At 72.3% G+C, this 23,635-nt stretch carries 18 protein-coding genes and 2 pseudogenes; 10 read left to right on the top strand and 10 right to left on the bottom strand.

Annotated features, from left to right (window positions below):
* The first annotated feature begins 122 nt into the window (after positions 1 to 122).
* The 3 genes from ACGFNN_RS29430 to ACGFNN_RS29420 all read left to right on the top strand — a co-directional run bounded on the left by ACGFNN_RS29430 (position 123) and on the right by ACGFNN_RS29420 (position 5,642).
* The gene (locus ACGFNN_RS29430; protein WP_393560401.1) at positions 123 to 3,617 is read left to right on the top strand and encodes a DNA polymerase III subunit alpha; all 3,495 of its coding nucleotides are present in this window, start codon (positions 123 to 125) and stop codon (positions 3,615 to 3,617) included.
* Entirely contained in the window at positions 3,614 to 4,612 is a 999-nt protein-coding gene (locus tag ACGFNN_RS29425) for a hypothetical protein (RefSeq protein ID WP_393560399.1), read from the top strand. Before ACGFNN_RS29430 ends, ACGFNN_RS29425 begins: the two co-directional genes overlap by 4 nt.
* 154 nt (positions 4,613 to 4,766) lie before the next feature.
* A complete protein-coding gene (locus ACGFNN_RS29420; RefSeq protein ID WP_393560397.1) occupies positions 4,767 to 5,642 on the top strand; it encodes an esterase/lipase family protein in 876 nt (291 codons plus the stop codon).
* A gap of 52 nt (positions 5,643 to 5,694) precedes the next feature.
* On the opposite strand, the gene ACGFNN_RS29415 is transcribed toward ACGFNN_RS29420, so the two are convergent.
* The 3 genes from ACGFNN_RS29415 to ACGFNN_RS29405 form a co-directional block, all read right to left on the bottom strand.
* A complete protein-coding gene (locus tag ACGFNN_RS29415; RefSeq protein ID WP_393560395.1) occupies positions 5,695 to 6,720 on the bottom strand; it encodes a lytic polysaccharide monooxygenase in 1,026 nt (341 codons plus the stop codon).
* A gap of 141 nt (positions 6,721 to 6,861) precedes the next feature.
* Positions 6,862 to 7,611, bottom strand: a complete 750-nt coding sequence (locus tag ACGFNN_RS29410; RefSeq protein WP_393560393.1) for a hypothetical protein — start codon at positions 7,609 to 7,611, stop codon at positions 6,862 to 6,864.
* A gap of 94 nt (positions 7,612 to 7,705) precedes the next feature.
* A complete protein-coding gene (locus ACGFNN_RS29405) occupies positions 7,706 to 9,280 on the bottom strand; it encodes an alkaline phosphatase D family protein (protein ID WP_393560391.1) in 1,575 nt (524 codons plus the stop codon).
* A 157-nt stretch (positions 9,281 to 9,437) separates the two neighbouring features.
* On the opposite strand from ACGFNN_RS29405, the gene ACGFNN_RS29400 reads away from it, so the two are divergent.
* The gene (locus ACGFNN_RS29400; RefSeq protein WP_393560389.1) at positions 9,438 to 10,907 is read left to right on the top strand and encodes a trifunctional class I SAM-dependent methyltransferase/NUDIX hydrolase/VOC family protein; all 1,470 of its coding nucleotides are present in this window, start codon (positions 9,438 to 9,440) and stop codon (positions 10,905 to 10,907) included.
* Positions 10,908 to 10,984: 77 nt separating this feature from the next.
* On the opposite strand, the gene ACGFNN_RS29395 is transcribed toward ACGFNN_RS29400, so the two are convergent.
* Positions 10,985 to 12,334 carry an amidohydrolase family protein gene (locus tag ACGFNN_RS29395; protein ID WP_393560387.1) on the bottom strand — a complete coding sequence of 450 codons (1,350 nt, stop codon included), beginning with the start codon at positions 12,332 to 12,334 and terminating at the stop codon, positions 10,985 to 10,987.
* Between the two features lie 492 nt (positions 12,335 to 12,826).
* On the opposite strand from ACGFNN_RS29395, the gene ACGFNN_RS29390 reads away from it, so the two are divergent.
* Positions 12,827 to 13,858: an isopenicillin N synthase family dioxygenase gene (locus ACGFNN_RS29390; protein ID WP_393560385.1), complete on the top strand. Its 1,032-nt coding sequence runs from the start codon at positions 12,827 to 12,829 to the stop codon at positions 13,856 to 13,858.
* A gap of 255 nt (positions 13,859 to 14,113) precedes the next feature.
* Here ACGFNN_RS29390 and ACGFNN_RS29385 read toward each other — a convergent pair whose 3' ends face one another.
* Positions 14,114 to 15,286 (bottom strand): hypothetical protein, encoded by a 1,173-nt coding sequence (locus tag ACGFNN_RS29385; RefSeq protein WP_393560383.1) that lies wholly within the window; start codon positions 15,284 to 15,286, stop codon positions 14,114 to 14,116.
* A gap of 384 nt (positions 15,287 to 15,670) precedes the next feature.
* On the opposite strand from ACGFNN_RS29385, the gene ACGFNN_RS29380 reads away from it, so the two are divergent.
* Together ACGFNN_RS29380 and ACGFNN_RS29375 are read left to right on the top strand one after the other, a co-directional pair.
* On the top strand, positions 15,671 to 16,450 hold the full coding sequence (locus ACGFNN_RS29380) for an ABC transporter ATP-binding protein (protein ID WP_393560381.1): 780 nt from the start codon (positions 15,671 to 15,673) through the stop codon (positions 16,448 to 16,450).
* Positions 16,447 to 17,352: an ABC transporter permease gene (locus tag ACGFNN_RS29375; protein ID WP_393560379.1), complete on the top strand. Its 906-nt coding sequence runs from the start codon at positions 16,447 to 16,449 to the stop codon at positions 17,350 to 17,352. The genes ACGFNN_RS29380 and ACGFNN_RS29375 overlap by 4 nt, the downstream gene beginning before the upstream one ends.
* Positions 17,353 to 17,382: 30 nt before the next feature.
* Here ACGFNN_RS29375 and ACGFNN_RS29370 read toward each other — a convergent pair whose 3' ends face one another.
* On the bottom strand, positions 17,383 to 17,769 hold the full coding sequence (locus tag ACGFNN_RS29370) for a hypothetical protein (RefSeq protein ID WP_393560378.1): 387 nt from the start codon (positions 17,767 to 17,769) through the stop codon (positions 17,383 to 17,385).
* 330 nt (positions 17,770 to 18,099) lie between these two features.
* Here ACGFNN_RS29370 and ACGFNN_RS29365 point away from each other — a divergent pair, with 330 nt between their 5' ends.
* Entirely contained in the window at positions 18,100 to 18,759 is a 660-nt protein-coding gene (locus ACGFNN_RS29365; protein ID WP_393560376.1) for a GntR family transcriptional regulator, read from the top strand.
* Between the two features lie 8 nt (positions 18,760 to 18,767).
* On the opposite strand, the gene ACGFNN_RS29360 is transcribed toward ACGFNN_RS29365, so the two are convergent.
* Both ACGFNN_RS29360 and ACGFNN_RS29355 read right to left on the bottom strand, forming a co-directional pair.
* Entirely contained in the window at positions 18,768 to 19,268 is a 501-nt protein-coding gene (locus ACGFNN_RS29360) for a DUF402 domain-containing protein (protein WP_393560374.1), read from the bottom strand.
* A gap of 49 nt (positions 19,269 to 19,317) precedes the next feature.
* Positions 19,318 to 19,598 (bottom strand): annotated as a pseudogene (locus ACGFNN_RS29355) (GNAT family N-acetyltransferase); the annotation flags it as partial.
* Between the two features lie 92 nt (positions 19,599 to 19,690).
* On the opposite strand from ACGFNN_RS29355, the gene ACGFNN_RS29350 reads away from it, so the two are divergent.
* Positions 19,691 to 20,077 carry a GntR family transcriptional regulator gene (locus ACGFNN_RS29350; protein WP_393560372.1) on the top strand — a complete coding sequence of 129 codons (387 nt, stop codon included), beginning with the start codon at positions 19,691 to 19,693 and terminating at the stop codon, positions 20,075 to 20,077.
* A 67-nt stretch (positions 20,078 to 20,144) separates the two neighbouring features.
* On the opposite strand, the pseudogene ACGFNN_RS29345 reads toward ACGFNN_RS29350, so the two are convergent.
* A pseudogene (locus ACGFNN_RS29345) lies at positions 20,145 to 21,274 on the bottom strand (DUF5925 domain-containing protein).
* Positions 21,275 to 21,477: 203 nt separating this feature from the next.
* Here ACGFNN_RS29345 and ACGFNN_RS29340 point away from each other — a divergent pair.
* Positions 21,478 to 22,284, top strand: coding sequence for an SGNH/GDSL hydrolase family protein (locus ACGFNN_RS29340; protein WP_393560370.1), 807 nt, complete (start codon positions 21,478 to 21,480; stop codon positions 22,282 to 22,284).
* Between the two features lie 126 nt (positions 22,285 to 22,410).
* Here the strand turns inward: ACGFNN_RS29340 and ACGFNN_RS29335 are convergent, their stop codons facing one another.
* Complete coding sequence (locus tag ACGFNN_RS29335; RefSeq protein ID WP_393560368.1) at positions 22,411 to 23,535, bottom strand: serine/threonine-protein kinase; 1,125 nt, start codon at positions 23,533 to 23,535, stop codon at positions 22,411 to 22,413.
* Positions 23,536 to 23,635 lie beyond the last annotated feature (100 nt).

The raw sequence follows: 23,635 nt of genomic DNA, 5'->3' as shown, positions 1-23,635 counted from the left end.
AGGCGGGGGCGGGCCGAATGGCGGAGGGGGTCCCGTACCCCGGTTATCGTACGAACGTTCGAAACTTGGTTTATGGTGGAGAGCGAGGGGGTGGCGAGTACGGATCGGTCCAGGAGGTGCGGGTGCCCGGGTTCACGCATCTGCATACCGTCTCCGGGTTCTCCCTGCGCTATGGGGCGTCCCATCCGGAGCGGCTGGCCGAGCGTGCCGCCGAGCGGGGGATGGAGGCGCTGGCGCTGACCGACCGCGACAGCCTCGCGGGTGCGGTCCGCTTCGCCAGGGCCTGCGAGAAGGCCGGGATACGGCCCCTCTTCGGTGCGGAACTCGCGGTGGCGCGCTTCGCGACGGAAGGGGAGGCGGGCGCGCCCCGGAGAGCTCGCACGCCGGTCCGGGGCGGTTCCTTCGTCGATGAATCGGCACCCAGGGTGACCTTCCTCGCCCGGGACGGTGGCCTCGGCTGGGCCGAACTGTGCCGGCTGGTCACCGCCGCCCACTCCGGCAGCAGGGCCCCGGGCGCCGGGCAGCCCCTCGTCGGCCTGGACGCGCTGCCCGCCGAAGGGCTCACCGTGCTGCTCGGCCCCGCCTCCGAGGTGGGCGCCGCGCTCGCCGCGGGGCGTCCCGACCTGGCCGCCGCGCTGCTCGCGCCCTGGCGGGAGATGTACGGCGACGCCCTGCGTCTCGAAGCCGTCCACCACGGCCGCGAGGGCACCGGTCCCGGATCGCTGCGGCTCGCCGCCCGTACCGTCGGCCTCGCCGCGGAGCAGGGGGTGCGGGCCGTGCTGACCAACTCCGTCCGGTACGCCGACCCCGGGCAGGGGCCCGTCGCCGACGTGCTCGACTCGGCCCGCCGGCTCGTCCCCGTCGACCCGCGCCGCTCGCCCCTCGACACCGGGGAGCGCTGGCTCAAGGACACCAGGGCCATGCGGGAGACCGCCGAGCGGATCACCTCCGCCGCGGGGCTCGGGCGCGACGCCGGGGAGCTGCTGCTCGCGGAGACCCGGCGTACCGCCGACGCCTGCGCCGTCGATCCCGCGGACGACCTGGGACTCGGCAGCGTCCACTTCCCCGAGCCGCGTCTGGTCGGGGCCGGCCGGCGCACCGCCCAGCGGGTGCTGGCCTCGCGCGCCGCCGCGGGCATGGTGCGGCACGGTTACGACCGCAGGCGTGACTACTGGGAGCGGATGCACCACGAGCTGGACATCATCGCCCACCACGGTTTCGCCACCTACTTCCTGACGGTCTCCCAGGTCGTCGACGACGTGAAGAACATGGGCATACGGGTCGCGGCACGTGGCTCCGGGGCCGGATCCCTGGTCAACCACCTGCTCGGGATCGCCCACGCGGATCCGCTCGAACACGGACTGCTCATGGAGCGGTTCCTGTCCAAGCGGCGCTTCGTACTGCCCGACATCGACATCGACGTGGAGTCGGCCCGGCGGCTCGAGGTCTACCGCGCGATCATCGACCGCTTCGGTCCTGAGAGGGTCGCGGCCGTCTCCATGCCCGAGACCTACCGGGTGCGGCACGCCATCCGCGACGTCGGCGCCGCGCTCTCCATGGACCCGGCCGAGACCGACCGGCTCGCCAAGGCGTTTCCGCACATCCGCGCCAGGGACGCCCGCGCCGCCATGGAGGAACTGCCCGAACTGCGGGCCGTGGCGGGCACGAAGGAGAAGTACGGCAGGCTCTGGGACCTGGTGGAGTCGCTGGACGCGCTGCCGCGCGGTATCGCCATGCACCCGTGCGGGGTCCTCCTGTCGGACGACTCGCTGCTGCGGCGCACCCCGGTCGTGCCCACCAGCGGGGAGATCCCCCACGGCCCCGGCGGCGAGGGCGGATCGCCCATGCCGATGACGCAGTTCGACAAGGACGACGTGGAGCACCTCGGGCTGCTCAAGCTCGATGTGCTCGGTGTCCGGATGCAGTCGGCGATGGCGCACGCGGTGACGGAGCTGAAACGCGCCTCGGGGCAGGAGGTGGACCTCGACGCCGTCCCGCAGGGTGACCCGGAGACGTACCGGCTGATCAGGAGCACCGAGACGCTCGGCTGCTTCCAGATCGAGTCGCCCGGCCAGCGCGACCTGGTCGGCCGGCTCCAGCCCGCCACCTTCCACGACCTGGTGGTCGACATCTCGCTGTTCCGTCCGGGGCCGGTCGCCGCGGACATGGTGCGCCCCTTCATCGAGGCCAGGCACGGGCGGGCGCCCGTGCGCCATCCGCACCCCGACCTGGAGGGCGCGCTGCGCGACACCTACGGGGTGGTCGTCTTCCACGAGCAGATCATCGAGATGGTGGACATCATGACCGGCTGCGGGCGCGGCGAGGCCGACCGGGTGCGGCGCGGACTCTCCGACCCCGAGTCGCGGGACCGGATCAAGGTCTGGTTCGCGCAGCGCGCCGCGCAGCGGAAGTACGGGGCGGAGGTCGTCGCCCGCACCTGGGAGATCATCGAGGCCTTCGGCAGCTACGGCTTCTGCAAGGCGCACGCCGTCGCCTTCGCCGTACCGACGTACCAGTCCGCCTGGCTCAAGGCCCACCATCCGGCGGCTTTCTATGCCGGGCTGCTCACGCACGACCCCGGGATGTACCCGAAGCGGCTGCTGCTCGCGGACGCGCGGCGGCGGGGGGTGCCGGTGCTCCCGCTGGATGTGAACCTGTCGGCGGCAGCCCATCGGATCGAACTGGTGTCTGGCGAAAAGGGTGAGAAATGGGGACTGCGGCTGGCCCTCTCGGATGTCCACGGCATCAGTGAGGCCGAGGTGGCCCGGATCGAGGCCGGGCAGCCCTACGCCTCGCTGCTGGACTTCTGGCAGCGGGCCAGGCCGGGGAAGCCGGCCGCCGAACGGCTGGCCCAGGTCGGTGCGCTGGACGCCTTCGGCGCCAACCGCCGGGACCTGCTGCTGCACCTGTCCGAGCTCCACCGGGCTCAACGGGGTTCCGGCCCCAGGACGGCGGGTGCCCAGCTCCCGCTCGGCGGCGGACGGACCACCGGCGGCATCGGACTGCCCGACCTCAACGACGCCGAACGCCTCAGCGCCGAACTCGGCGTCCTCAGCATGGACGTGTCCCGTCATCTGATGGGCGACCACCACGCCTTCCTGGAGGAGCTCGGCGCGGTCTCCGCGAAGCGGCTGCGGGATGCCAGGCACGGGGAGACCGTGCTGGTCGCGGGTGCCAAGGCGGCCACCCAGACCCCACCGGTCCGTTCCGGGCGCCGGGTCATCTTCACCACCCTCGACGACGGCACCGGCCTGGTCGACCTCGCCTTCTTCGACGACAGCCACGCGGCCTGCGCGCACACCGTCTTCCACTCCTGGCTGCTGCTGGTGCGCGGGGTGGTCCAGCGGCGCGGCCCCCGCAGCATGAGCGTGGTCGGGGCAGCGGCCTGGAACCTGGCGGAGCTGGCCGAACTGCGGCGTACCGGGGGTCTCGACGCGGTCGCCGCGCGGCTGGCCGAGGAGCCCGCCTCCGGTGCCGAGGAGGCGTCGGACGACGGCCGCCGTATCCAGATGCCGACCGGATACGAGATGAACCCCTGGGCCGACCTCCAGCCGCCCGGCGAGGGGCCGCCCACAGGGAGGAAGCTGTGGCACCAGAGCCAGGGGAGCGCGGGATGAACGACCGGCCGGCCGTCCTGTGCCTGCGGTTCCGCCGGATCGGCGGCGGACTGCCGGACAGCGCGGGCTACGAAGGGCTGCTCGCCCTCCTCGGGGCGTTCACCCCGGTCGTCGAGGCGGCCCCGCCGGGGTCCGCGCTCGCCGATGTCGGCGGTGCGCTGCGCTACTTCGGGCAGGACGCGGCGGGTCTCGCCTCGGTGATCCGGGTGCGCGCCCTGGCCCTGCACGGCGTGGACTGCGCCATCGGGGCGGCCGCCAACCCCATGCTGGCCAGGATGGCCGCCCGGCAGGCGGCTGCCGGGACCACCTTCGTGGTTCCTCCCGGCGAACACGCCGGCTTTCTCGCCTCCAAGCCCGCCGCCGCGCTGGACGGTGTCGGCACGGCGACCGCCCGCACCCTGTGCGGATACGGCCTCGACTCCATCGGCCGGATCGCCACCGCACCCCTGGCCACCCTCCAGCGGATCATCGGGGTGAGGACCGGGCGCGAGGTGTGGGAGCGGGCCAACGGCATCGACCGTACGCGGGTCGTGCCCAACGCCGCGGCCCGGTCGATCGCCGCCGAACGGCCCTTCCCACGCGACGAACTCGACCCGGAACAGCACCGCCGCGCGCTCCTCTCCCTCACCGAGGAGCTGGGTGTCAGGCTGCGCGGCGACGGACTGGTGTGCCGCTCCCTCGCGGTCTCCGTGCGCTACGCCGACCGGACCGGGTACGCGACGCTGACCCGCAGCCGTACGCTCCCCGAGCCCACCGCCCACTCGGCGGCGCTCACCTCGCTCGCGTACCGGATCCAGGACTCGTTCGCCCTGCAACGGGCGAGGGTGCGGGGGATCGGACTGCGGGCGGAAGGGCTCCAGGACGCCGAAGGGGCCTCCCGGCAGCTGTCGTTCGACCCCGTGGACGAACGGGCGCGGACGATCGAGGCGGTGTCCGACAGACTACGGGCCCGGTTCGGCCCACAGGCCGTGAAACCGGGGCGGCTCGCGGCCTGACGCGATGGCGCGAGGTTTTACCGACGCGTAACTTCCCCAGCGGCCCTACCGATGCGTAACTTGGCATGAGCACGTTGAAAGTGAGATCCGCTGTGGTCCGGACCGCAGGGCGCACCGACATCGCAACTCCCTTGAGCCGCAAGGAGAAAACCCGATGCTGCCCTGGAACCGCCCCCTGCGTACAAGACGCGCGCTCGCCGCGCTGCTCCTCACCCTCGCCGCACTCCTCGCCCCCACGGCGACGGCCGGCGCCGCGGAGACCTCGGCTCCGTCGCGCGGGTGGAACGACTACTCCTGCAAGCCCGCCGCGGCGCACCCCCGCCCCGTCGTCCTCGTCCACGGGACCTTCGGGAACTCGATCGACAACTGGCTGGTGCTCGCGCCCTACCTCGTCAGCCGGGGCTACTGCGTCTTCTCGCTCGACTACGGCCAGCTCCCGGGCGTGCCGCTCTTCAACGGCCTCGGCCCGATCGAGAAGTCGGCCGGCCAGCTGGACGTCTTCGTCGACAAGGTGCTCGCCGCCACCGGCGCGGCCGAGGCCGATCTCGTCGGCCACTCCCAGGGCGGGATGATGCCCAACTACTACCTGAAGTTCCTCGGCGGTGCCGCCAAGGTCAACGCCCTCGTCGGAATCGCCCCCGACAACCACGGCACCACGCTCCTGGGCCTCACCAAGCTGCTGCCCTACTTCCCGGGGGTCGAGGACCTGCTCACCGCGAACACCCCGGGGCTCGCCGACCAGGTGGCCGGCTCCGCGTTCGTCACCAAGCTCAACTCCGTCCCCGACACCGTGCCCGGAGTGCGGTACACGGTCATCGCGACCCGGTACGACGAGGTCGTCACGCCGTACCGGACGCAGTACCTGGACGGGCCGAACGTACGCAACGTCCTGCTCCAGGACCTCTGCCCGGTCGACCTGTCCGAGCACGTCGCGATCGGGACGATCGACCGGATCGCCTTCCACGAGGTGGCCAACGCGCTCGACCCGGCGCGCGCCACCCCGACCACCTGCGCCTCGGCCGTCAGCTGACGGCCGACGCCGGGCCCCCGCTCCCCGGTACCGGGGGCCCGGCGCCACGGGATCAGGCGCGGTGCGCGCCGCCCGAGGTGCGGCGGCGGACGGAGACGAACAGGGCGCTCGCCCCGAGCGCCAGGGCCGCGGCCCCGCCCATCGCCAGGTACGAGGTGGTGCTGCTGCCACCCGTCTCGGCGAGGACCTCACCGGCGGGCGCCGTCGTCGCCGGAGAGGCGGCGACGTTGTTCGGCTCAGGCGCGTTGGCCCCGGCGGCCTCGGCCGGCGCGGCCGCCTCGGTCACCTCGGAGTTGGTCGAGGCGTCGTCGTCGCCGTGCCCGTGGTGCTCGACGGAGGACTGGCCCGCGCCCGCCTCGATGTCCTCGTCCGACGGGGCGGAGGCGGCCGGCGCCGGGACGGCGGCGACATCGCCGCTGCCGGACTCCTCACCACCGAAGACCACGTCCGAACAGGCGTAGAACGCCTCAGGGGAGTCGGACCGCTGCCAGACCGTGTAGATCAGCTGACGCCCCGAGGCCTGCGGCACGGTCCCGTCGAAGACGTACGAGCCGTCCTGGAGCGTCGGGTCGGTGGCCGTGGCGAAGGGCTTCTCCTGCAGGTCCGACCACTTCAAGGGCTGCGCCGGGTCGTAACCGGGCTTGGTCAGGTACAGCTCGAACGAGCCCTTGTGCGGGGCGGTGGCCCGGAAGCGGAAGGTGTGGGAACCCGCCTTCATGGGCGTGGACGGCCAGTCGGCGCGCGGCAGGTCGAGCCCCTTGAACTTGTCGTTGCCCGCGCTGCAGAGCTTGCCGTCCGGGATCAGCTGCCGGTGGTTCCCCGCCGCGTTGGCGATGTTCACACCGTTCCAGTCGTACAGCGCCTGGGTCCCGCCTGCCGCCACCGCCGCCTGGCACGCCCCCGACCGGGGGTTCTCCGGTCCCTCGGCGAAACAGGCCGAGACCCTGCTGACCGGGTCGCTCAGCGAACCGTGGGCCGCGGCCGGGGCGGCGGCGAGCCCGGTCAGCGCGAGGGGCACGGCGCCGAGCGCGACGACGGTTCCGGCGGTCCTGCGGCGAGCGGTGGTGAAGACGGGCATGGTGAGGGTTCTCCTTCGGCGGCACGGCTGTTGACCAGGTCTGGTGATCAGCAAACTAGCCGTCGCCGAGAGGGATTTCGGGCGTGGAAAGCCGCAGGTGGCGATCGTTATGGCGGGCTTAAGGGACGGTTAGGGGAGGGCTCAGGGAGCGGAGGACGCATCTCGCTCGGACCGGGCCCAGGCCTTCCCCGTGGACCGCCAGGAGGTCAGGACGGACACCTCGGCGTCGGGTGCCAGGCGCAGGCCGGCCGCAGCGAGGAAGTCGGGCAGGGAGATCTCCCCGCCGCCGGTTCCGTCCTCCCAGAGGGTCAGGAGCCGGGACCCCTCACCGTCCCAGGTGTCGCTGTCCTCGCTCGGGTGCTGCTCGACGGTGCCCTCGCCGTGCCGGTAGCGCAGGTACAGGTACTGGCCGTCCGTCGTCCAGGCGTCCCATTGCGAAGGGCTTGCCAGGCAGGTCCGGACGACCTGGGCCAGGGTCACGTCCTCGTGCAGGAAGTCCTCTATCGGGCCGAGGGCCGGAGCCCCGCCGTGGGCGAGGACCAGTTCCCCGTCGAGGGACAGCAGCCTGAACCAGCCCCCGGGGAAACGGAATGTGAGACCGCACGGCCGGTCCACCGGGCCGTTCCGGTAACGGATCTCCCGTACCGAGCGCACTTCCGTACCCGTGAACCGGTCCACCTGGAGGTCACGCACGGGGAACGCCGCCGCGGCGGCGCCCGGATCCAGGACCGGCGAGAGGCCGGCGTCCCCGGCGTCGAACCGGACCGGACCAAGCTCCTCGAAGTGGAGCCACAGCCGGGAGAGCGGGGCCGGGAGGCCGCTCCCGGCGGTCACCCCCAGCAGCCGTCTGCCGAGCAGATCGGAGGTGTACAACTCCTCGACGTCGGTCATGCGGCCGATGCTGGCAGGCGACGCGACACGGTGTCGAGGTGGTTTCGGTGCCGTCGGGGACCGGCCCCCGACGGCACCGAGGCGGTACAACACCTCAGATCTGCACGCCCGGCCTGCTGTCCTCCACCACCACGCTCGCGCGGGTGCTGACCGGGGCGTCAGGCCGGGTGACGTAGGGCACGACGCGGAAGTCGCTGGTCCAGCGCTCACGGTCCACCGTGACGCGCACGTAGCCGCGCTGGCTGTTGAAGAACTTCATGTGCGGGTTCGCCGCGAGGAAGGTCTCGCCCTGCGCCGTCATGTCGGCGCCGTCGCCGCCGCTGGTGATCGACGTGCCGACGAACTCCGAACCGACGGTGGCCGAGCCGGGGTCGGCGTAGTCGCGCTTCAGGTCCCAGGCGTAGTTCTGGTGGCGGTCGCCGGTGATGACGACCAGGTTGCGCACGCCACGGGTGTCCGCCTCCGCCAGCAGCCTGTTGCGCTCGGCGACGTAGCCGTCCCACGGGTCGGTCCACACGGTCACGCCGGCGCCCGGGTCCTGGTCGGTCTGGCCCATCGGCGCCTGGTTGCCCAGGATCTGCCAGCGCGCCTGCGAACGGCTGAAGCCCTTGAGGACCCAGTCCCGCTGACGGGAGCCGAGCAGGGTGCGGTTCTCGTCGAAGCGCTCGGCGCAGTCGGCCGTGGTGCCGTCACCGCACGCCTGGTCGTCGCGGTACTGGCGGGTGTCGAGCATGGTGAAGTCGGCGAGCCGGCCGTAGGGGAGCCGGCGGTACATCTGGACGTCGGGGCCGCTCGGCAACTGGGCCCGGCGCAGCGGGGCGTGTTCGTACAGGGCCTGGAAGGCGGCGGCCCTGCGGAGCAGGAAGGTCTCCGGGTCCTCGTTGTTCTCGGACGTCTCGTCCGCCCAGTTGTTCTCCACCTCGTGGTCGTCGAACGTCATGATCCACGGGAAGTTGGCGTGCGCCTCGCGCAGCGGGGCCTCGGACTTGTAGAGGCCGTACTGGAGCCGGTAGCGGGCCAGGTCGATGGTCTCGGTGTGGAACTTCGGGTCCGTCGTCACCCCGCGGCTGTTCGTCTTCACCCCGGACTCGTAGAGGTAGTCACCGAGGTGCACGACCAGGTCCAGGTCCTCCTGCGCCATGTGCTGGTACGCCGTGTAGTAGCCGGCCTGCCAGGCCTGGCACGACGCGAAGGCGAACTTCAGCTCGCGCGGGGAGTCCCACGGCGCGGGGGTGGTGCGGGTGCGGCCCACCGGGGAGATGGCGGAGCCGGCCTTGAAGCGGAACCAGTACGTGCGGTCGGGGGCGAGCCCGTGCACCTCCGGGTGTACGGAGTGGGCGAGTTCGGGACTCGCGACCACGCTGCCGCGGCGCACCACCCGGCGGAACCTTTCGTCGAGCGCCACCTCGTACTCGACGCGGACGAGGGTCGCCGGCATGCCGCCCATGCCGTCCTGCGCGAACGGGTCGGGAGCCAGCCGGGTCCAGAGCACGAAGCCGTCCCAGGTCGGGTCGCCGGAGGCCACCCCCAAGGTGAACGGATCGCCCTTCAGAGCGGGGGCGGCGTACGCGGACTGCGCTTCCCACGCCCCCGTGCCGAGCATCAGCGCGGCGGCCGCAGCGCCACCGAATCCGAACATCTGCCTGCGGGAAACGGAACTCACGACCACGGGTCCTCCTCGGTTGCCCTGCGCCAACCCGGGACACGCTGCCGGTGGTTGATGTCATGTGCACACGCAGCGCATGGCCGGAGGCCGAGCGATACGTGAACAGGACAGCCAGATGCGGTCGTGAGGTTCTGTCAGTGGTGGCTGGGAGTATGGACGCATGACCACGACCGACTGGGACGCCGCCGCGGACACCTTCGACGAGGAGCCGGACCACGGGCTCCTCGACCCCGTGGTGCGCAGCGCCTGGGCACACCGCATGGAGACCTGGCTGCCCACCGCCCGCTCCGCCGTGCTCGACCTCGGATGCGGGACGGGCAGCCTGTCCTTGCTCGTCGCGGGGCAGGGGCACCGGGTCACCGCCGTCGACCGGTCGCCACGCATGGCCGAGCTGGCCCGCGCCAAACTGGCCGGCACCGGCAGCGAGGTGCTCGTCGGGGACGCGGGGCGCCCCCCGGTCGGCAAGCAGCGCTTCGACGTGATCCTCGCCCGGCACGTGGTGTGGCTGCTCCCCGACCCCGCCGCCGTCCTGCGGCACTGGTTCTCGCTGCTGCGCCCGGGAGGCCGGCTGCTGCTGATCGAAGGTGTGTGGAACGGCGTGGGCATCCCCGCCGACCGTCTGGCCGCGATGCTCGCCGAGCACACGGAACGGGTCCACCACGAGCCGCTCTCGGGGGACGCGCGGCTCTGGGGCAAGGAGGTCGACGACGAGAGGTACGCCCTGGTGGCGCGTGCCGAACCGCCGCTCCGGCACGCGGAGGTGGTCGACGTCCACCTGATCCTGCGCAAGGGACCGGAGGTGCTGCTCGCCCGCCGCTCCGGCACGGGTTACGCGGACGGGCTGCTCCACGCGCCCTCGGGCCACGTGGAGGACGGCGAGGACGTCCGCGCCGCCGTGATCCGCGAGGCGGCCGAGGAGATCGGCGTCCGGCTCGATCCGGACGAGCTACGGGTCGCCCTGGTCATGCAGCACCGGGGCCCGGCCGGGCGGCCCCGGACGGGCTGGTTCTTCGAGGCGGACCACGACCCCGCCCGCCCGCCGCGCAACGCGGAGCCCGACAAGTGTTCCGAGGTGGGATGGTTCCCGCTCGACGCACTGCCCGACGACATGGTGGCGTACTGCCGCGCCGGACTCGACGGATACCGGGCGGAGCAGCGCTTCCTGATCCACTGGCACCAGGACACCGACGCGATCGCGTACGCGCCTCGGGAGCCGCGCCGCGCCGTGGCGCTCCCGGTCGCGGCGGGACCGACCGGCCGGCTGCACCACGTCGAGCTGAGGGTGCCGGATCTCGCGGAGGCCGAGAGGGAGTGGGGATGGCTGCTCGGCCTGCTCGGGCATGTCCCGTACCAGCGCTGGCCGGAGGGGTGCAGCTGGCGGAGTGGCGACACCTGCGTGGTGGCGGAACAGGACCCCACGGTGCGGGAGGGAAAGGCCCCCGGCGCTGGCCCACTGGCGTTCCACGTGCGCGACCGTGCGGAGCTGGAGGCATTGGCGGCGCTGGCGCCGGGCCACGGCTGGCGTCCGCTGGTGCCGCCGGGCGACGCCGGTCACGCGGGGGAGAGCCGGCCGCTCGTGGTCCGTCTCGCCAACAGGACCGGCCACGAGGTGGAGTTGATCGCTCCCTAGAGCCGAGGGGCGCGCGTCCCGGGGCCGGGCGGAGGGGGAGTCACCCGTCCGGCCCGGCGTGACCGTGCCCTCGTACCTCAGTGCTGCCCGGGGGCACCCACGCGATCGGGCGAGTTCCGCAGCAGCCTCCTGACGAGGTCCTCCTCCGATATCCGGGTGCTGTGACCGTCCACGACCACGGCCTCGCCGTCCACCATCACCGCCGCCACGGTCCGGCCGCCCGCGCAGGTGAGGAGGGTCGCGCCGGGGTCCCGCACAGGGAGGACCGCGTAGTCCCGCGCGAAGTGGTGCAGCACCAGGTCGGCCCGCGCGCCGGGAACGACGCCCAGGGCCCCGGACTCCAGCCCCAGGGCGGCGTTCGCTCCGTCCGTGCCGATCGCGATCATCTCCTCGAAACCGAGCAGATCGGCCTGTCGGCGAGAGGCGCGCTGGAGGTAGGAACCGATCCGCAGGGCTTCCATCACATCCTGTGTGTCGTTGCTCGCCGCGCCGTCGACCCCGATGCCGACGCGCAGGCCCGCCGCGAGGAAGTCCGGGACCGGCGCGACACCGCTGCCGAGACGCATGTTGCTGAGCGGGTTGTAGGAGACCGCCACCCCGTGGGCGGCGAGGGTGCGCTGACCCGCGGCGTCGAGCTCGACACAGTGCACCGCGAGCAGCCGGTCCCAGAGGAAGCCGGCCTCCGCGAGGTACTCCACCGCGCCGAGCCCCGTGTGCTCCCTGCACATGTTCTCGTCGGTCGGTGTCTCCAGCAGGTGGATCGAGACGGGCATGGACCGCTCCTCGGCGAACGCCCTTACGGCCCGCATGCCTTCGGGCGTCAGTGTCCTCGGGTTCGGCACCGCCAGGCCGACACCGACACGACTGCCGCGCGCGGCCCGGCTCAGCGCCTCGGTATGGGCGAACACCTCGTCGAGCGGCTGCATCAGCCGTGGGTCCATGCCCCATCGGCGGCTCGGATCGGGCCGGTCGCACACCCCACGGCACAGCACGGCGCGGATCCCCGAGTCGTCGAGGGCGGCCAGCACCGCGTCATGGACCTCGGTCGACGGATGCGGCCACATGTGCTCGACGAGGGTGGTGGTCCCGCTCCGCAGCGCCTCCAGGGCGGCCGCGGCCGCCGCCGTGTACGCCTGTTCCGGAGTGAGGGCCACCGTCTCCTCGCCGACCAGGTGGAGCCAGTCGAGGAGCGGTCGCCCCTCCCCGATGCCCCGCATCCGTGCCTGGTGGAGATGGGTGTGCGTGTTCACGAGGCCGGGGATCAGATGGCCTCCGGAACCGTCCAGGGCTCGCGCCTCCCCGGGCACGGGCAGGCTGCCGGCGGGTTCGACCGACACCACCCTGCCGTCCGCGATCCGCACGTCCTGGCCGGGCAGCCACGCCCCACGGCTCCACACCGTGACGTCGGTGACGAGATCGACACGCATCACACGGCCTCCTCGTCGCCGGACCGGACGCGGCCTGCGGGGCGGGTGATGCCGGGCACGAGGCAGCCGTGTGCCATCGCTCCTCCTCTGCGGGGAAGGGGTGACGGCTGGTTCGCGACGCCGCGCGGCGTGGTGCCCGCCCGGAGGAGCCCACCGGCCGTTGCAGCCATGACCGGTGTGGCCCCGACGGTAGACGCCCTTTGTTTCCTGGCTGTTGCGTCGCCCCGGCGGGCCTGAACCACCGGATCGGAACACGGGCGTAACGCGCCGACACGCCGTCGCAACACGGTGCGGGCAGGCTCGGTCCATCGCGTACGGCCCAGGCCGTGCCAGCCGCGCCCCGGATCCCGGCCCTCACGGCCCCCGGCGGCGCAGCCGCGCCCCCGCGGTCCCGGGGAATCCGGTTCCGCCGACGGCAGCGGACGAGGAGCAGGGGCGGTGACTGCACCTCTCGCACCCACATCCGCGAGACGCGCACAGGGAGACACCGCCTTGAGACAGCACACCGACGACACCCTCCGCCCGGAACCCGCCACCGCGCCCATGGTCGAACTCGACCGGGAGTCCGCGATGGGCGGGCTCGGCGAGGAGACCGCGCGGCGCGACATCCGACGTATCGATCTGACCGACTTCGAGGCACGGCGCGCGGAGATCGGCGAGCAGCTCTGGGAGGCGGCCACCGACATCGGCTTCTTCCAGATCACCGGGCACGGGATCACCCCGGAGGAGACCGACGCCGCCTTCGCGGCCTCGGCCGCCTTCTTCGCGCTGCCCGCGGACGTCAAGCGGCGCTGTGCGATGGAGCCGGGCACGAACGCGGGCTGGGAGCACCGCAGTCAGGTCCGTCCTTCGGTCGGCATCCCCGACGAGAAGGAGTCCTACCAGCTCACACGCCCGCGCATGGAGGGGATGTGGCCCGGCGACGAGGAGGCCCGGGGCTTCCGCGAGACCGTCCTCGGTTTCGAGTCGCACTGCAGGGAGGTGGCGATGAGGGTGCTCTCCTGCTTCGCCGAACGGCTCGGCATGGAGCGGGACTTCTTCGCCCGAGCCCACGACCCGAACAGCCCGGGGCACCAGTCGACCCTCCGGCTGCTGCACTACTTCGAGGCGCCCCGGGTCCCGGCGGAGGCGGGCGTGTGGTGGCGGGCCGGGGCGCACACCGACTTCGACTGCCTGACCCTGCTCTTCCAGCGGGAAGGCCAGGGCGGACTACAGGTCTGCCCCGGGGCGGAACGCGAGGCGCAGGAGTGGACCCCGGTGCCCGCCACCGCCGACGCCATCACCTGCAACATCGGCGACATGCTGATGCGCTGGAGCGACGACCGTCTGCCGTCGAACTTCCACCGGGTCAAGGCCCCGGGCCCCGGTGACGACCACGGCGCCCGCCAGTCCATCGCCTACTTCGCCCAGGCGGACCGGGACGTGCTGATCGAGAGCCCGCAGGGTCTCTACCCGCCAATCACCGCCGGCGAGTACATCAAGCAGCGCATCGCCGCGAACTTCGCGGACGCCCCACGCGGCTGATCCGGCCGTATACGACCGAGCGCGCTGACGCCCCGCGGCATGTGGTCTCCTCCACGGCCGCGGGGCGTCCGCGCGTTCCCCGGGGTTCGCACCTGTTCCCCCGTGCCCGCGCCTTCCCTCGCCTTCCCTGGCATTCCCGCGCGTGACGGCCGTGGGGGCGCCCCGGGGCGCAGACCACGCGCCCGTACGCCGGGGCCCGAGGCCGGCGTACGGGCGCGCGGCACGAGACCCCGGCGTACGGGGGCGGAGATCCGGTCAGCCCAGGCCGACGGTGTGATCCGTGAAGGCGTCGGTGAAGATGTCCCCGGGCTTCAGGCCCGTCGGCACGGAGGACCCCTTCTCGCGTATCACGGGGGCGAGTTCGCCGGTGAAGGATGCCACGCGCTTCATGTCGTAGGTACCGAGCGAGCCGTCGGCCTCCTCCGCGATCAGTCCCTCCCTCTTGAGGAACGCGGCGCTGTAGTCGGCCTCGCCCTGGGTGTACGGGGCGTAGGAGCTGTCCTGGGAGACCACGTCGACGATCGTCTCGTTGGTGGCCTTCGGCTCACTTACGTAGGCGGCGCCCGCCTTCTGGACGAGCGGGACCAGCTTCTTCAGGCAGGGCGTGAGCTCCTTCAACCGGTCCGCGCGGACGGCCATATTGGAGGCGTAGACGTTGTACCCGGCGTCCCTGAGGAGCTCGAAGCCGACCTTCCTGCCCCAGGCGGGGGTCTCCTTCTCGTAGGTGTAGGGCTCGGAGTTGGCGAAGCCCTGCTGGACGACGTCCGGGTCGCCTACGAAACGGGCGGGGTTGCCGTCGTACCCGGTGTCGAGCTGCCGCTTCCGCACCAGGCCCTTGGCGACCAGCCAGTCCGGGTAGAACTGGTCCTTGGACACCAGCACCGTGGCACCGGAGCCCGCCAGCTTGTCGAGGGTGAGGCCGGGGTGCGCGGACGGGTCCCACATCAGCATGGCCGGGCTGTACTTGAGGAGCGGGGTGACCCCCACGACCCGCCGGCCTCCCGATGCGGCGATGAGCTGGTCGGAGTGGACGAGGCCGAAGTCCACCGTGTCGTCGGTGTACATCTGCGACGGTACGGACTGGAAGCCGATGGCGGGGCCGCCCGCCTTGAGGGTGAGCTCCACCCCGGTGTCCTTGCCATCCGCGACGAGGGGGCCCGTCACGGACTTGTCCGATGCGTCCACCCGGTAACCGGGGCCCAGCATCTCGAAGAGCGCGCCCATGTCGGACTGGGGCTGCCACTGGAGCTGGACCACGACGGTCGAGGGGCAGACCCCGTCCAGCCGCTGTGCCGCCGGAGCCGGCGCGATGTCCACCGATGCCGCGGCTGACCCTGCGTCCCCGCCCGAGCAGGCGGTGGTGGTGGTGAGGAGCGGACCGAGGGCGAGGGCGAGAGCGAGGGAACGGCGGACGGTCATGGGCCTCATGCGTTTCTCCAGGGATGTCGCGCCGGGAGGGCGGATACGGACGCTCCGGGGCACGCCGGCGGCGCGGTGTGCGGAGCGACTGGTGCGTCGATCCGCCACTGTGACCGAGCTCTGTTACGACGCTATTACATGCAATCAATGCGATGAGTAGTTCTTGCTCGGCAGATTGCATGTGATGCGCTCCGGGTTCGATCTCTCTGCCCGGTCGCCCTGGAATGAGCTGTTCACCAGCGTAAGGGCGAGTCGAAGCGCCTCGCGTCACACGAAGTTAACGTCACTCTCCTTGTGGTGAGTTACATGTAGTCAGCAGACTGGCACGCATTCCGGCCCGTCGATCCGCCGACCACGGCCGGGTACCCCCGGGACCAGCAGAACGGAGAGCCCGTGCACCTCGTCGACACCCTGCGGGACGTGGACGCCAGTCATCTGATGAAGGGGACGCGGGTCTCCTTCGATCACGTCTCGGTCCGCTACCCCACCGGCACCCAGGCCCTCGACGCCGTCACCCTGGAGGTGCCGGCGGGCCAGTTCACCGCCGTCGTGGGTCCCTCCGGCTGCGGCAAGTCCACCCTCCTCCGTCTCGCCGCCGGGCTGGAGAGGCCCACGGCCGGATCGGTCGCCCTGGACACCTCCTCCGTCGGATTCGTCTTCCAGGAGGCGACCCTGCTTCCCTGGTGCACGGTCCGGCACAACATCGGACTCCTCGCCCGGCTGGCGAAGGTCCCGAAGGCGGAACGCGAGGAACGCGTCGACGCCGTGATCCGGGCCGTCGGCCTCCAGGACTTCGCCGGCCAGCTGCCCCGGGCGCTCTCCGGCGGCATGCGGATGCGTGTCTCGCTGGCCCGGGCACTCGTGCTGCGCCCCGAGGTGATGCTCCTCGACGAGCCCTTCGGCGCCCTCGACGAACTCACCCGCCAGGACATGCAGGCCGAACTCCTGCGCCTGTACCAGGAGCGGCGCTTCACCGCGCTCTTCGTCACCCATTCCGTCGCGGAGGCGGTCCTGCTCGCCCAGAGGGTCGTCGTCATGTCCCCGCGCCCCGGCAGGATCGCCGCAGTCGTCGACATCGACCTGCCTCGCGCACGCGGCCCCGAACTCCGCTACGACCCGCGTTACGTGGAACACGTCGCGGCCGTCTCCGCTCTGCTCCAGGAGGTCCGATGACCCGCACGCTCGACCCCGCCACCGAGGTCCGCGGCGCCGCGCCGAAGAGCGCCGGGCCCGCCCGCCCGGCCGTCACCGCACCCGGGACCGTGCCTCCCCGTCGCCGGGGCCCCGTCCGGCGCGCCGTGTCCGCCGTGGGCGTGCCCGCCCTGGCGCTCGCCCTGGGCGTCGGCGTCTGGTACGCCGTCAGCTATCTGCTGCTGGTACCCGCCCGGCGCTTCCTGCTCCCGCCCCCGCACCAGGTGGTCGCGCGCTCGCTCGCCGACCCGGTCCACCTCGAGCCCATGCTCCAGGCGCTCGGCGTGACGGCCAGGATCGCGGCGATCGGCTTCGTGCTGGCCGCCCTGATCGGGATCGGCGTCGGATCACTGATGAACCAGGCCCGCTGGATCGAGCGCCTCGTCTATCCCTACGCCGTCATGCTCCAGGTCATCCCGGTCCTCGCGATCGTGCCGCTCATCGGACTCTGGTTCGGCTTCGGTACGGGCTCCCGGGTCGTCGTCTGCGTGATGATCGCGCTGTTCCCCGTCATCACCAACACCCACTTCGGGCTGCGTTCCGTCAACAAGGGGCTGCACGAGCTCTTCACCCTCGGCCGGGCCTCCAGGCCGCGCCGCCTGATACGCCTCGAACTGCCCGCCGCCCTGCCGTCGGTGTTCACCGGGCTGCGCATCGCCGCCGGGCAGGTCGTCATCGGCGCCATCCTCGGCGACATGTTCTTCGCCAAGGGCGAGCCGGGCATCGGCACCCTCCTCGACACCTACCGGGCGACCTTGCGCTCGGAGGACCTCATCGCCGCCATCGTCCTCGCGTCGGCTTTCGGAATCGCCGTGTACACCGTCTTCACGCTCGCGTCGCAGGCGGTCGTGGGCCGCTGGCACAGTTCGGGTGACAGGGGATGAGCAGCCGGCCGTCGCGAGGGCGGGCAGGGCTCATCTCCCGCCGGTCGCCGCGCCGCCCTTCCCCGTCGTCAGCCACCGCCAACGCGGCAGCTCGGCGACGAGTGCCGCCGCCGCCAGCGCGGTCACCAGGCACCCCGCCCACACGGGCCAGGCCAGCCAGGCCGACACGAGAGCCGCCGCCAGTTGCAGCAGGACGAGCAGGACCGTGACCGAACCCGGCACCGCGACGATCACCCGGGCCTTGTCGCCGGGCGTGGATAAGACCGTGGGCAGCCCGATCAGTACGAACACCGCGAGGACCGCGAGCCACCAGGAGTGCGAGGACAGCGCCCACGGGGTGGCCACCCAGGCGACGAGCTCGGTCGAGAACCGCAGGAACGATGCGACCCGTTCGTCCGGGCGGCTGACGGCGCTCATGTCTTCCCCCACACCGTTGTCGGATCAAGTGCACCACACGGTATGCCGGTTGAGGCGAACCTGACGGAGTGCGGATCTCCGTGCCGGTGCGCAGGGGGAGCGGCCCTCCGGTTCCGGAAGGGCGCCGACGCCGGCCTGCCGGCCCTTCCCGCCCTGCCCCGGCCCAGAGGGGCACACCACCGACCAGTTGCCGCGCCCACTATGCTCGGCCCGGAATGTGAGGGACGACCACCCCGCATGACCACCACACCAGCCCCCGCCGTCCCGCTGCCGGGACGCGGAACCGCGCGCCGGGCCCCCGGTGGCGCGGGACCCGTGCCCAGGAGAACGATGACCACCGACAGCGGCGAGCTCCTGGCCGACGCGGTCTACCACCGCCTGCTCGACCGGATCTTCGGCGGAGACCTGGCGCCGGGAGCCCCGCTCAGCGTCCCCGCGCTCGCCGCCGAGATGGACGTCAGCCGCAGCCCGGTGCGTGAGTCCGTCCAGCGCCTCATCTACGACGGCCTCGCGGTGCACATCCCGCACGCCGGCGCGAAGGTCGCCCAGCTCGACCAGGAGTCCGTCTTCGCCGTCCTGCAGGTGCGCGAGGTGCTGGACGGCCTGGCCGCGAAGGAGGCGACCCTCCGGGCCTCGACGCGCGACATCGGCGCTCTCGAAGCGCTCGTCGCACGGCAGGAGGCGCTGCTCGGCGAGGCCCCCGACCCGCAGCGCGAGGCGGCCCTCGACCTGGAGTTCCACACCGCGATCCGCGCGCTCGCGGACAACACCGCGCTCAGCGACGCCCTGCACCGGCTGGACGCCCAGGCCCACCTCTACCGTTCGGCCCTCTGGTCCTCCCAGCACAACCGGGAACTGGCCCTCAGGGAGCACCGCACCATCCTCGCGGCCATCGACGCCGGCGACGCCCCCGCGGCGCAGAGCGCCGCGGCCGCCCATGTCGCCGCCCTCACCGTCAGGATGCGGCGCTGGGCGGCCGCGGAGGAGTGACCATCGGGTCAGCGCAACAGAGCCGCGATCCCGTCCGCGCGCGCGAGACGCTCCAGTTCGTCCAGGGCGCGGATCGCCTCCGCCGCCGCCGGCGGGTCGCGCTCCGCCAGACCGCTCTCCTCGAACTCGTCCTCGTCCAGCCGCAGCACGCACGAACCGTCGGCCGACATCCAGAGATCCAGGTCCAGGTCCTCGACCACGAGCTCCCCGTCCCGCAGCACGGCGGGCCGGGTGATGTCGCAGTACCAGCCCTTCAGCTCGCCGTCGGCCGTGCGGACCTCCTTCACCGCGTACCACCGGTCGCGCCAGTAGTGCTCGGTGAAGACGTCGCCCGGCTCGAACCGTACGAAGCCGAAGTCGCGGACGCCGGGAGCCGCCCAGTGCGCCCGCACGGTGATCCAAGTGCCGTCGTCGCCGGCTGGCTCGGCCGGGTAACGGATCTTGGTGCGGCCCCCTTTGACGAGGGTCACCGTCAACGTGGGGGCGGCCTCAGCCGAGGGTTCGGACATGGCATACCTCCGTCGCGCAGATCTCGTAGCCGAACCAGCGGTTGACCGTCAGCAGCGATCCCGCGCCCCGGCGCCTCCTGTCCGCACATACGTATTGCAGAAGCCCTGCCCCGGCAGCGGGCTCTCGTGGGAGATGCCCACCTGCGCGGTCCCGATCACCTCGCCGTCCTCCTCGGCGACCAGCAGCCGGTAGCACCGGTCGGGATGAGCGTCGGCGAGATCGCTCAGGACCTGCTCCGGAGTCGTCACCATGTAAGGCAGGGCGGCACGCCGCACCCGTACCCAGGCCTCTCCGTCGGCGGCCAGGAAGTCACGCACGCGAACCGTCATGCGGGGACGCTAGCCCGGGACCGCCGCCGGACGCCTCCGGTTTTCCGGTGGTGGGACCGGTGGCGGGACGCCTGGTGGGAGAGAATCGGTCCGTGACCCTCAAGATCGCCGTTGATCCGGACTCCGCCACCGCCCCGTACGAGCAGCTGCGTGCGCAGCTGTCCGAACAGGCCCGCTCCGGCACGCTCCCCGTCGGCTACCGGCTCCCGACCGTGCGGGGACTCGCCGGCGAACTGGGCCTCGCGGCCAACACGGTGGCCAAGGCGTACCGCGCCCTGGAGGCCGACGGGGTGATCGAGACCCGTGGGCGCAACGGCACGTTCGTGGCCGCCGCCGGTGACGCCGCGGCGCGCCACGCGGCGACGGCGGCGCAGGAGTACGCCGAACAGGCGCGGCGCCTCGGCCTGTCGGAGGCCGACGCACGGGCGCACGCGGAGGACGCGGTCCGCGCCGCGTACGCCCGCCAGGGCCCGCATTGAGCTCCCCGTCGCCCGCCCTACGGGCGGACGACGCGGAACTCAACACAGGCCCTTGGGGCCCGCCGCCTCAGAGGTACAGCCCCGCGTCCGATCCCGCGTCCTGCCTCGGCACGGACGCGGGGCCGCTGCCCCGGCGCAGTGCGTAGAGCTCGGCGAGCGTCGCCCCCTCGCGGCCGACGCCCTCCTCGGTTCCCAGCCAGGACACCGACTCCGCGCGGGTCAGCGATCCGACCTCGATACGGGCCAGGCATCGGCCGGGCCGCACGACGGCGGGGTGCAGGCGCTCCAGGTCCTCGTTGGTCGTCACCCCCACGAGTACGTTGCGGCCCTGGCCCAGCAGCCCGTCGGTCAGATTGAGCAGCCGTGAGAGCGCCTGGCCGGCCGTGTGCTTCGCCTCGCCGCGGATCAGCTCGTCGCAGTCCTCCAGCAGCAGCAGCCGCCAACGGCCCTTCGCGGAACCGTCGTCCTCGCCGATCGCGATGTCCATCAGATAGCCGACGTCGTTGAAGAGGCGTTCCGGATCCAGGACGCAGTCGACCTGGCACCAGTCACGCCAGGACCGGGCCAGGGTGCGCAGCGCGGAGGTCTTCCCCGTTCCCGGAGGCCCGTGCAGCAGGAGCAGCCGGCCGGCGATGTCGTCGGGGGTGACCTTCATCAGCCGGTCCATCGCGCCGGCCACCGGGGCCGTGTAGTTGGACCGGACCTCGTCCCAGGTGCCGGCGGCGATCTGCCGGGTGGTGCGGTGCGGCCCACGACGGGGGGAGACGTACCAGAAGCCCATGGTCACGTTCTCCGGCTGCGGTTCCGGTTCGTCCTTCGCGCCGTCGGTCGCCTCGGCCAGGACCTTCTCGGCCAGTTCGGGGCTCGTGGCGGTGACGGTGACGTCGGCGCCCCTGCTCCACCGCGAGACCAGCAGGGTCCACCCGTCGCCCTCGGCGAGGGTCGCACTGCGGTCGTCGTCACGGGCCGCCCGCAGGATCTCGGCGCCGGGGGGCAGCAGGGTCGCGCCGGACTTCACCCGGTCCAGGGACGAACTGTGCGAGTAAGGCTGCTCGCCCGTCGCGAAGCGGCCCAGGAAGAGCGCGTCCACGATGTCGGACGGCGCATCGCTGTCATCGACGTTGAGCCGGATGGGCAGCGTGGACTCGGGATTGGCAGGCATGGGGCCATGATCCGGCACGGCCGGGTGGAGCGCATCAGGTTTCGTGAGCTGCCATCCGGGTGGCGGACGGCTGCCGTCCGCCGGCCGGCCCGGAGGCGAAACACAGGCTGATGGAACGTCAACTGACCCAGGGGCAAAGGCCGGACGTCCTCGCGGAGCCATTTTGGCATGAACACTTCCGGAGATCGGGTCGATGGGCTACTACGTAGTAGGCAGAGATCCTGCCCAAGGAGGTTACATGAAGATGTCCAGACCCGTGGCTTTGTCGTTCTCCCTCCTGCTCGGTGCCGTACTCGCTCTGACCGGCGCGGGTGTCGCCCAGGCCCAGGCGTCCGCGGCCGTCGACTACGTCGCCCTGGGCGACTCGTACGCGTCGGGCGTCGGCGCCGGCAGCTACGACAGTGCCAGCGGCGACTGCAAGCGCAGCACCCGCGCCTATCCCGTCCTCTGGCAGGCGGCCAACAAGCCCTCCTCCTTCGCCTTCACCGCCTGTTCGGGGGCCAGGACCGGAGATGTGACGGCAAGTCAGCTGGGGCCGCTGAACTCCGCGACCGACCTGGTGTCCATCTCCATCGGCGGCAACGACGCAGGGTTCGCGGACGTCATGACCACCTGCGTACTGCAGTCCGAAGCCACCTGTCTGAGCCGTGTCGCCACCGCACGCGCCTACGTCGACTCCACCCTGCCGGGCAAACTGGACTCCGTGTACGCGGCGATCAGCGCCAAGGCGCCCTCGGCCCATGTCGTCGTCCTCGGATACCCCCGCTTCTACAAGCTCGGCGGCAACTGCATCGCCGGGCTGAGCGAGAAGGAACGCTCCGCCATCAACGGCGCGGCCGACTACCTCAACGCCGCCACCGCCAAGCGCGCGGCCGATCACGGCTTCACCTTCGGCGACGTCACCCCGACCTTCACCGGGCACGAGATCTGCTCCGGCAGCGCCTGGCTGCACAGCGTCAACTGGCTCAACATCGGCGAGTCCTACCACCCCACCGCCGCAGGGCAGTCGGGCGGCTATCTGCCGGTGCTCACCTCCAAGGCCTGACCGGACCCCGGTCGGCCGGGGATGCCGGTGGGCGGCATCCCCGGCCGACCGGCGCCTTCCGGGGAGGAGGCCGGTGCCACCGGTCTCCTCCCTCCCGGCTCAGCCGCCCGTTCCCTACCTCCCGGGTCATGAGGACGACGGCGCGCCCCATGTGCTCGCGGGGGCCCGCACGCCGCTCGTGCCCTCCGGGTCGTCGTCGGACATCAGAGCCCAGACGATTCCTCCTGCCAGGATCAGAGCCACCAGTGCCACCGCCAGCAGGATGCCCGGGCGCCGGACCGGACCGGCGGTCTCCGGCTCCGTGTCGCCGAGGACCGGTGCGCCGGCCGTCGCCGGCCCGCCCGGCTCCGACGTCCCGCCGCCCACGGGGAGAGCGGGGCCGGAGCCTGCGCCCGGTGAGCCGTTCCCTCCGGCCGCGAGGATCCGCAGGCGGCGCTCGGCCTCCTCGGCCGAGAGCCGTTCCGCCGGGTCCTCGCGCAGCAGTCCCTCGATGACCGGAGCCAGCGCACCGGCGCGCACGAAGGGCGACGGCTCCGCGGCCGTGGCGCGACGGGTCGCCGGCCCACCGTCCGGCGGGAAGGGCGAGCGGCCCTCGGTGACGGCGTAGAGGAGCACACCGAGCGACCAGAGATCGGATCCGGGCCCCGGCTCGCGCCCCGGCGCACATTCGGGAGCGCGGTAATCGGGCGCCCCGTAGGACAGTTCGACCGCCGGGGTGGCCGCGGGTGAATCGCCGGCCCCGGACGCCGCCTCGGCCGGAAGGCCCGCGAAGTCCGTGAGCATCACCCGGCCGTCGTTGGCCAGCAGGACGTTGCCCGGCCGTACGTCCAGGTGCAGTACCCCGGCGTCGTGCGCTCCTCGCAACGCCGCGAGCACCTCCGCGCCGATCCTCGCCGCGCGCCGGACGGGCAGCGGTCCGTCCGCCTCCAGCACCTCGGAGAGCGGGAGTCCGCGGATCAGCTCCCTCACGATCCAGGGCCGGGACCCCTGGCTGACCACGTCGTGGACGGTCACGACGTTGCGGTGGCTGACCCGGGACGCGTCCCACGCCTCGCGCTCCAGCCGGGAGTGGAGGCGGTGAGCGCCGGCCTCGTCCAGTCCTGCCGGGGCCCGCACCTCCTTGACGGCCACCTCACGCCCCAGTACCTCGTCGCGAGCCCGCCACACGATGCCGGTCCGCCCCTCACCCACGGGGTCCAGGAGGCGGTAACGGTCGGCGATCACAAGTCCGTCGTCCGGAACTTCGTTCATCGGTGACCCTCCATCAGCAGCGGTGTGCAGTACGGACGAATCCCCTCCAAGCTAACTCAAGTCGCCCGTCGGCCGACAGGATGCGGTAACGGGGCGTCAA

This window comes from Streptomyces sp. NPDC048590 (assembly GCF_043199535.1).
Classification (GTDB): domain Bacteria; phylum Actinomycetota; class Actinomycetes; order Streptomycetales; family Streptomycetaceae; genus Streptomyces.
The sequence above is the reverse complement of the archived record's forward strand: the minus strand, read 5'-3'. Positions and strand labels throughout refer to the sequence as shown.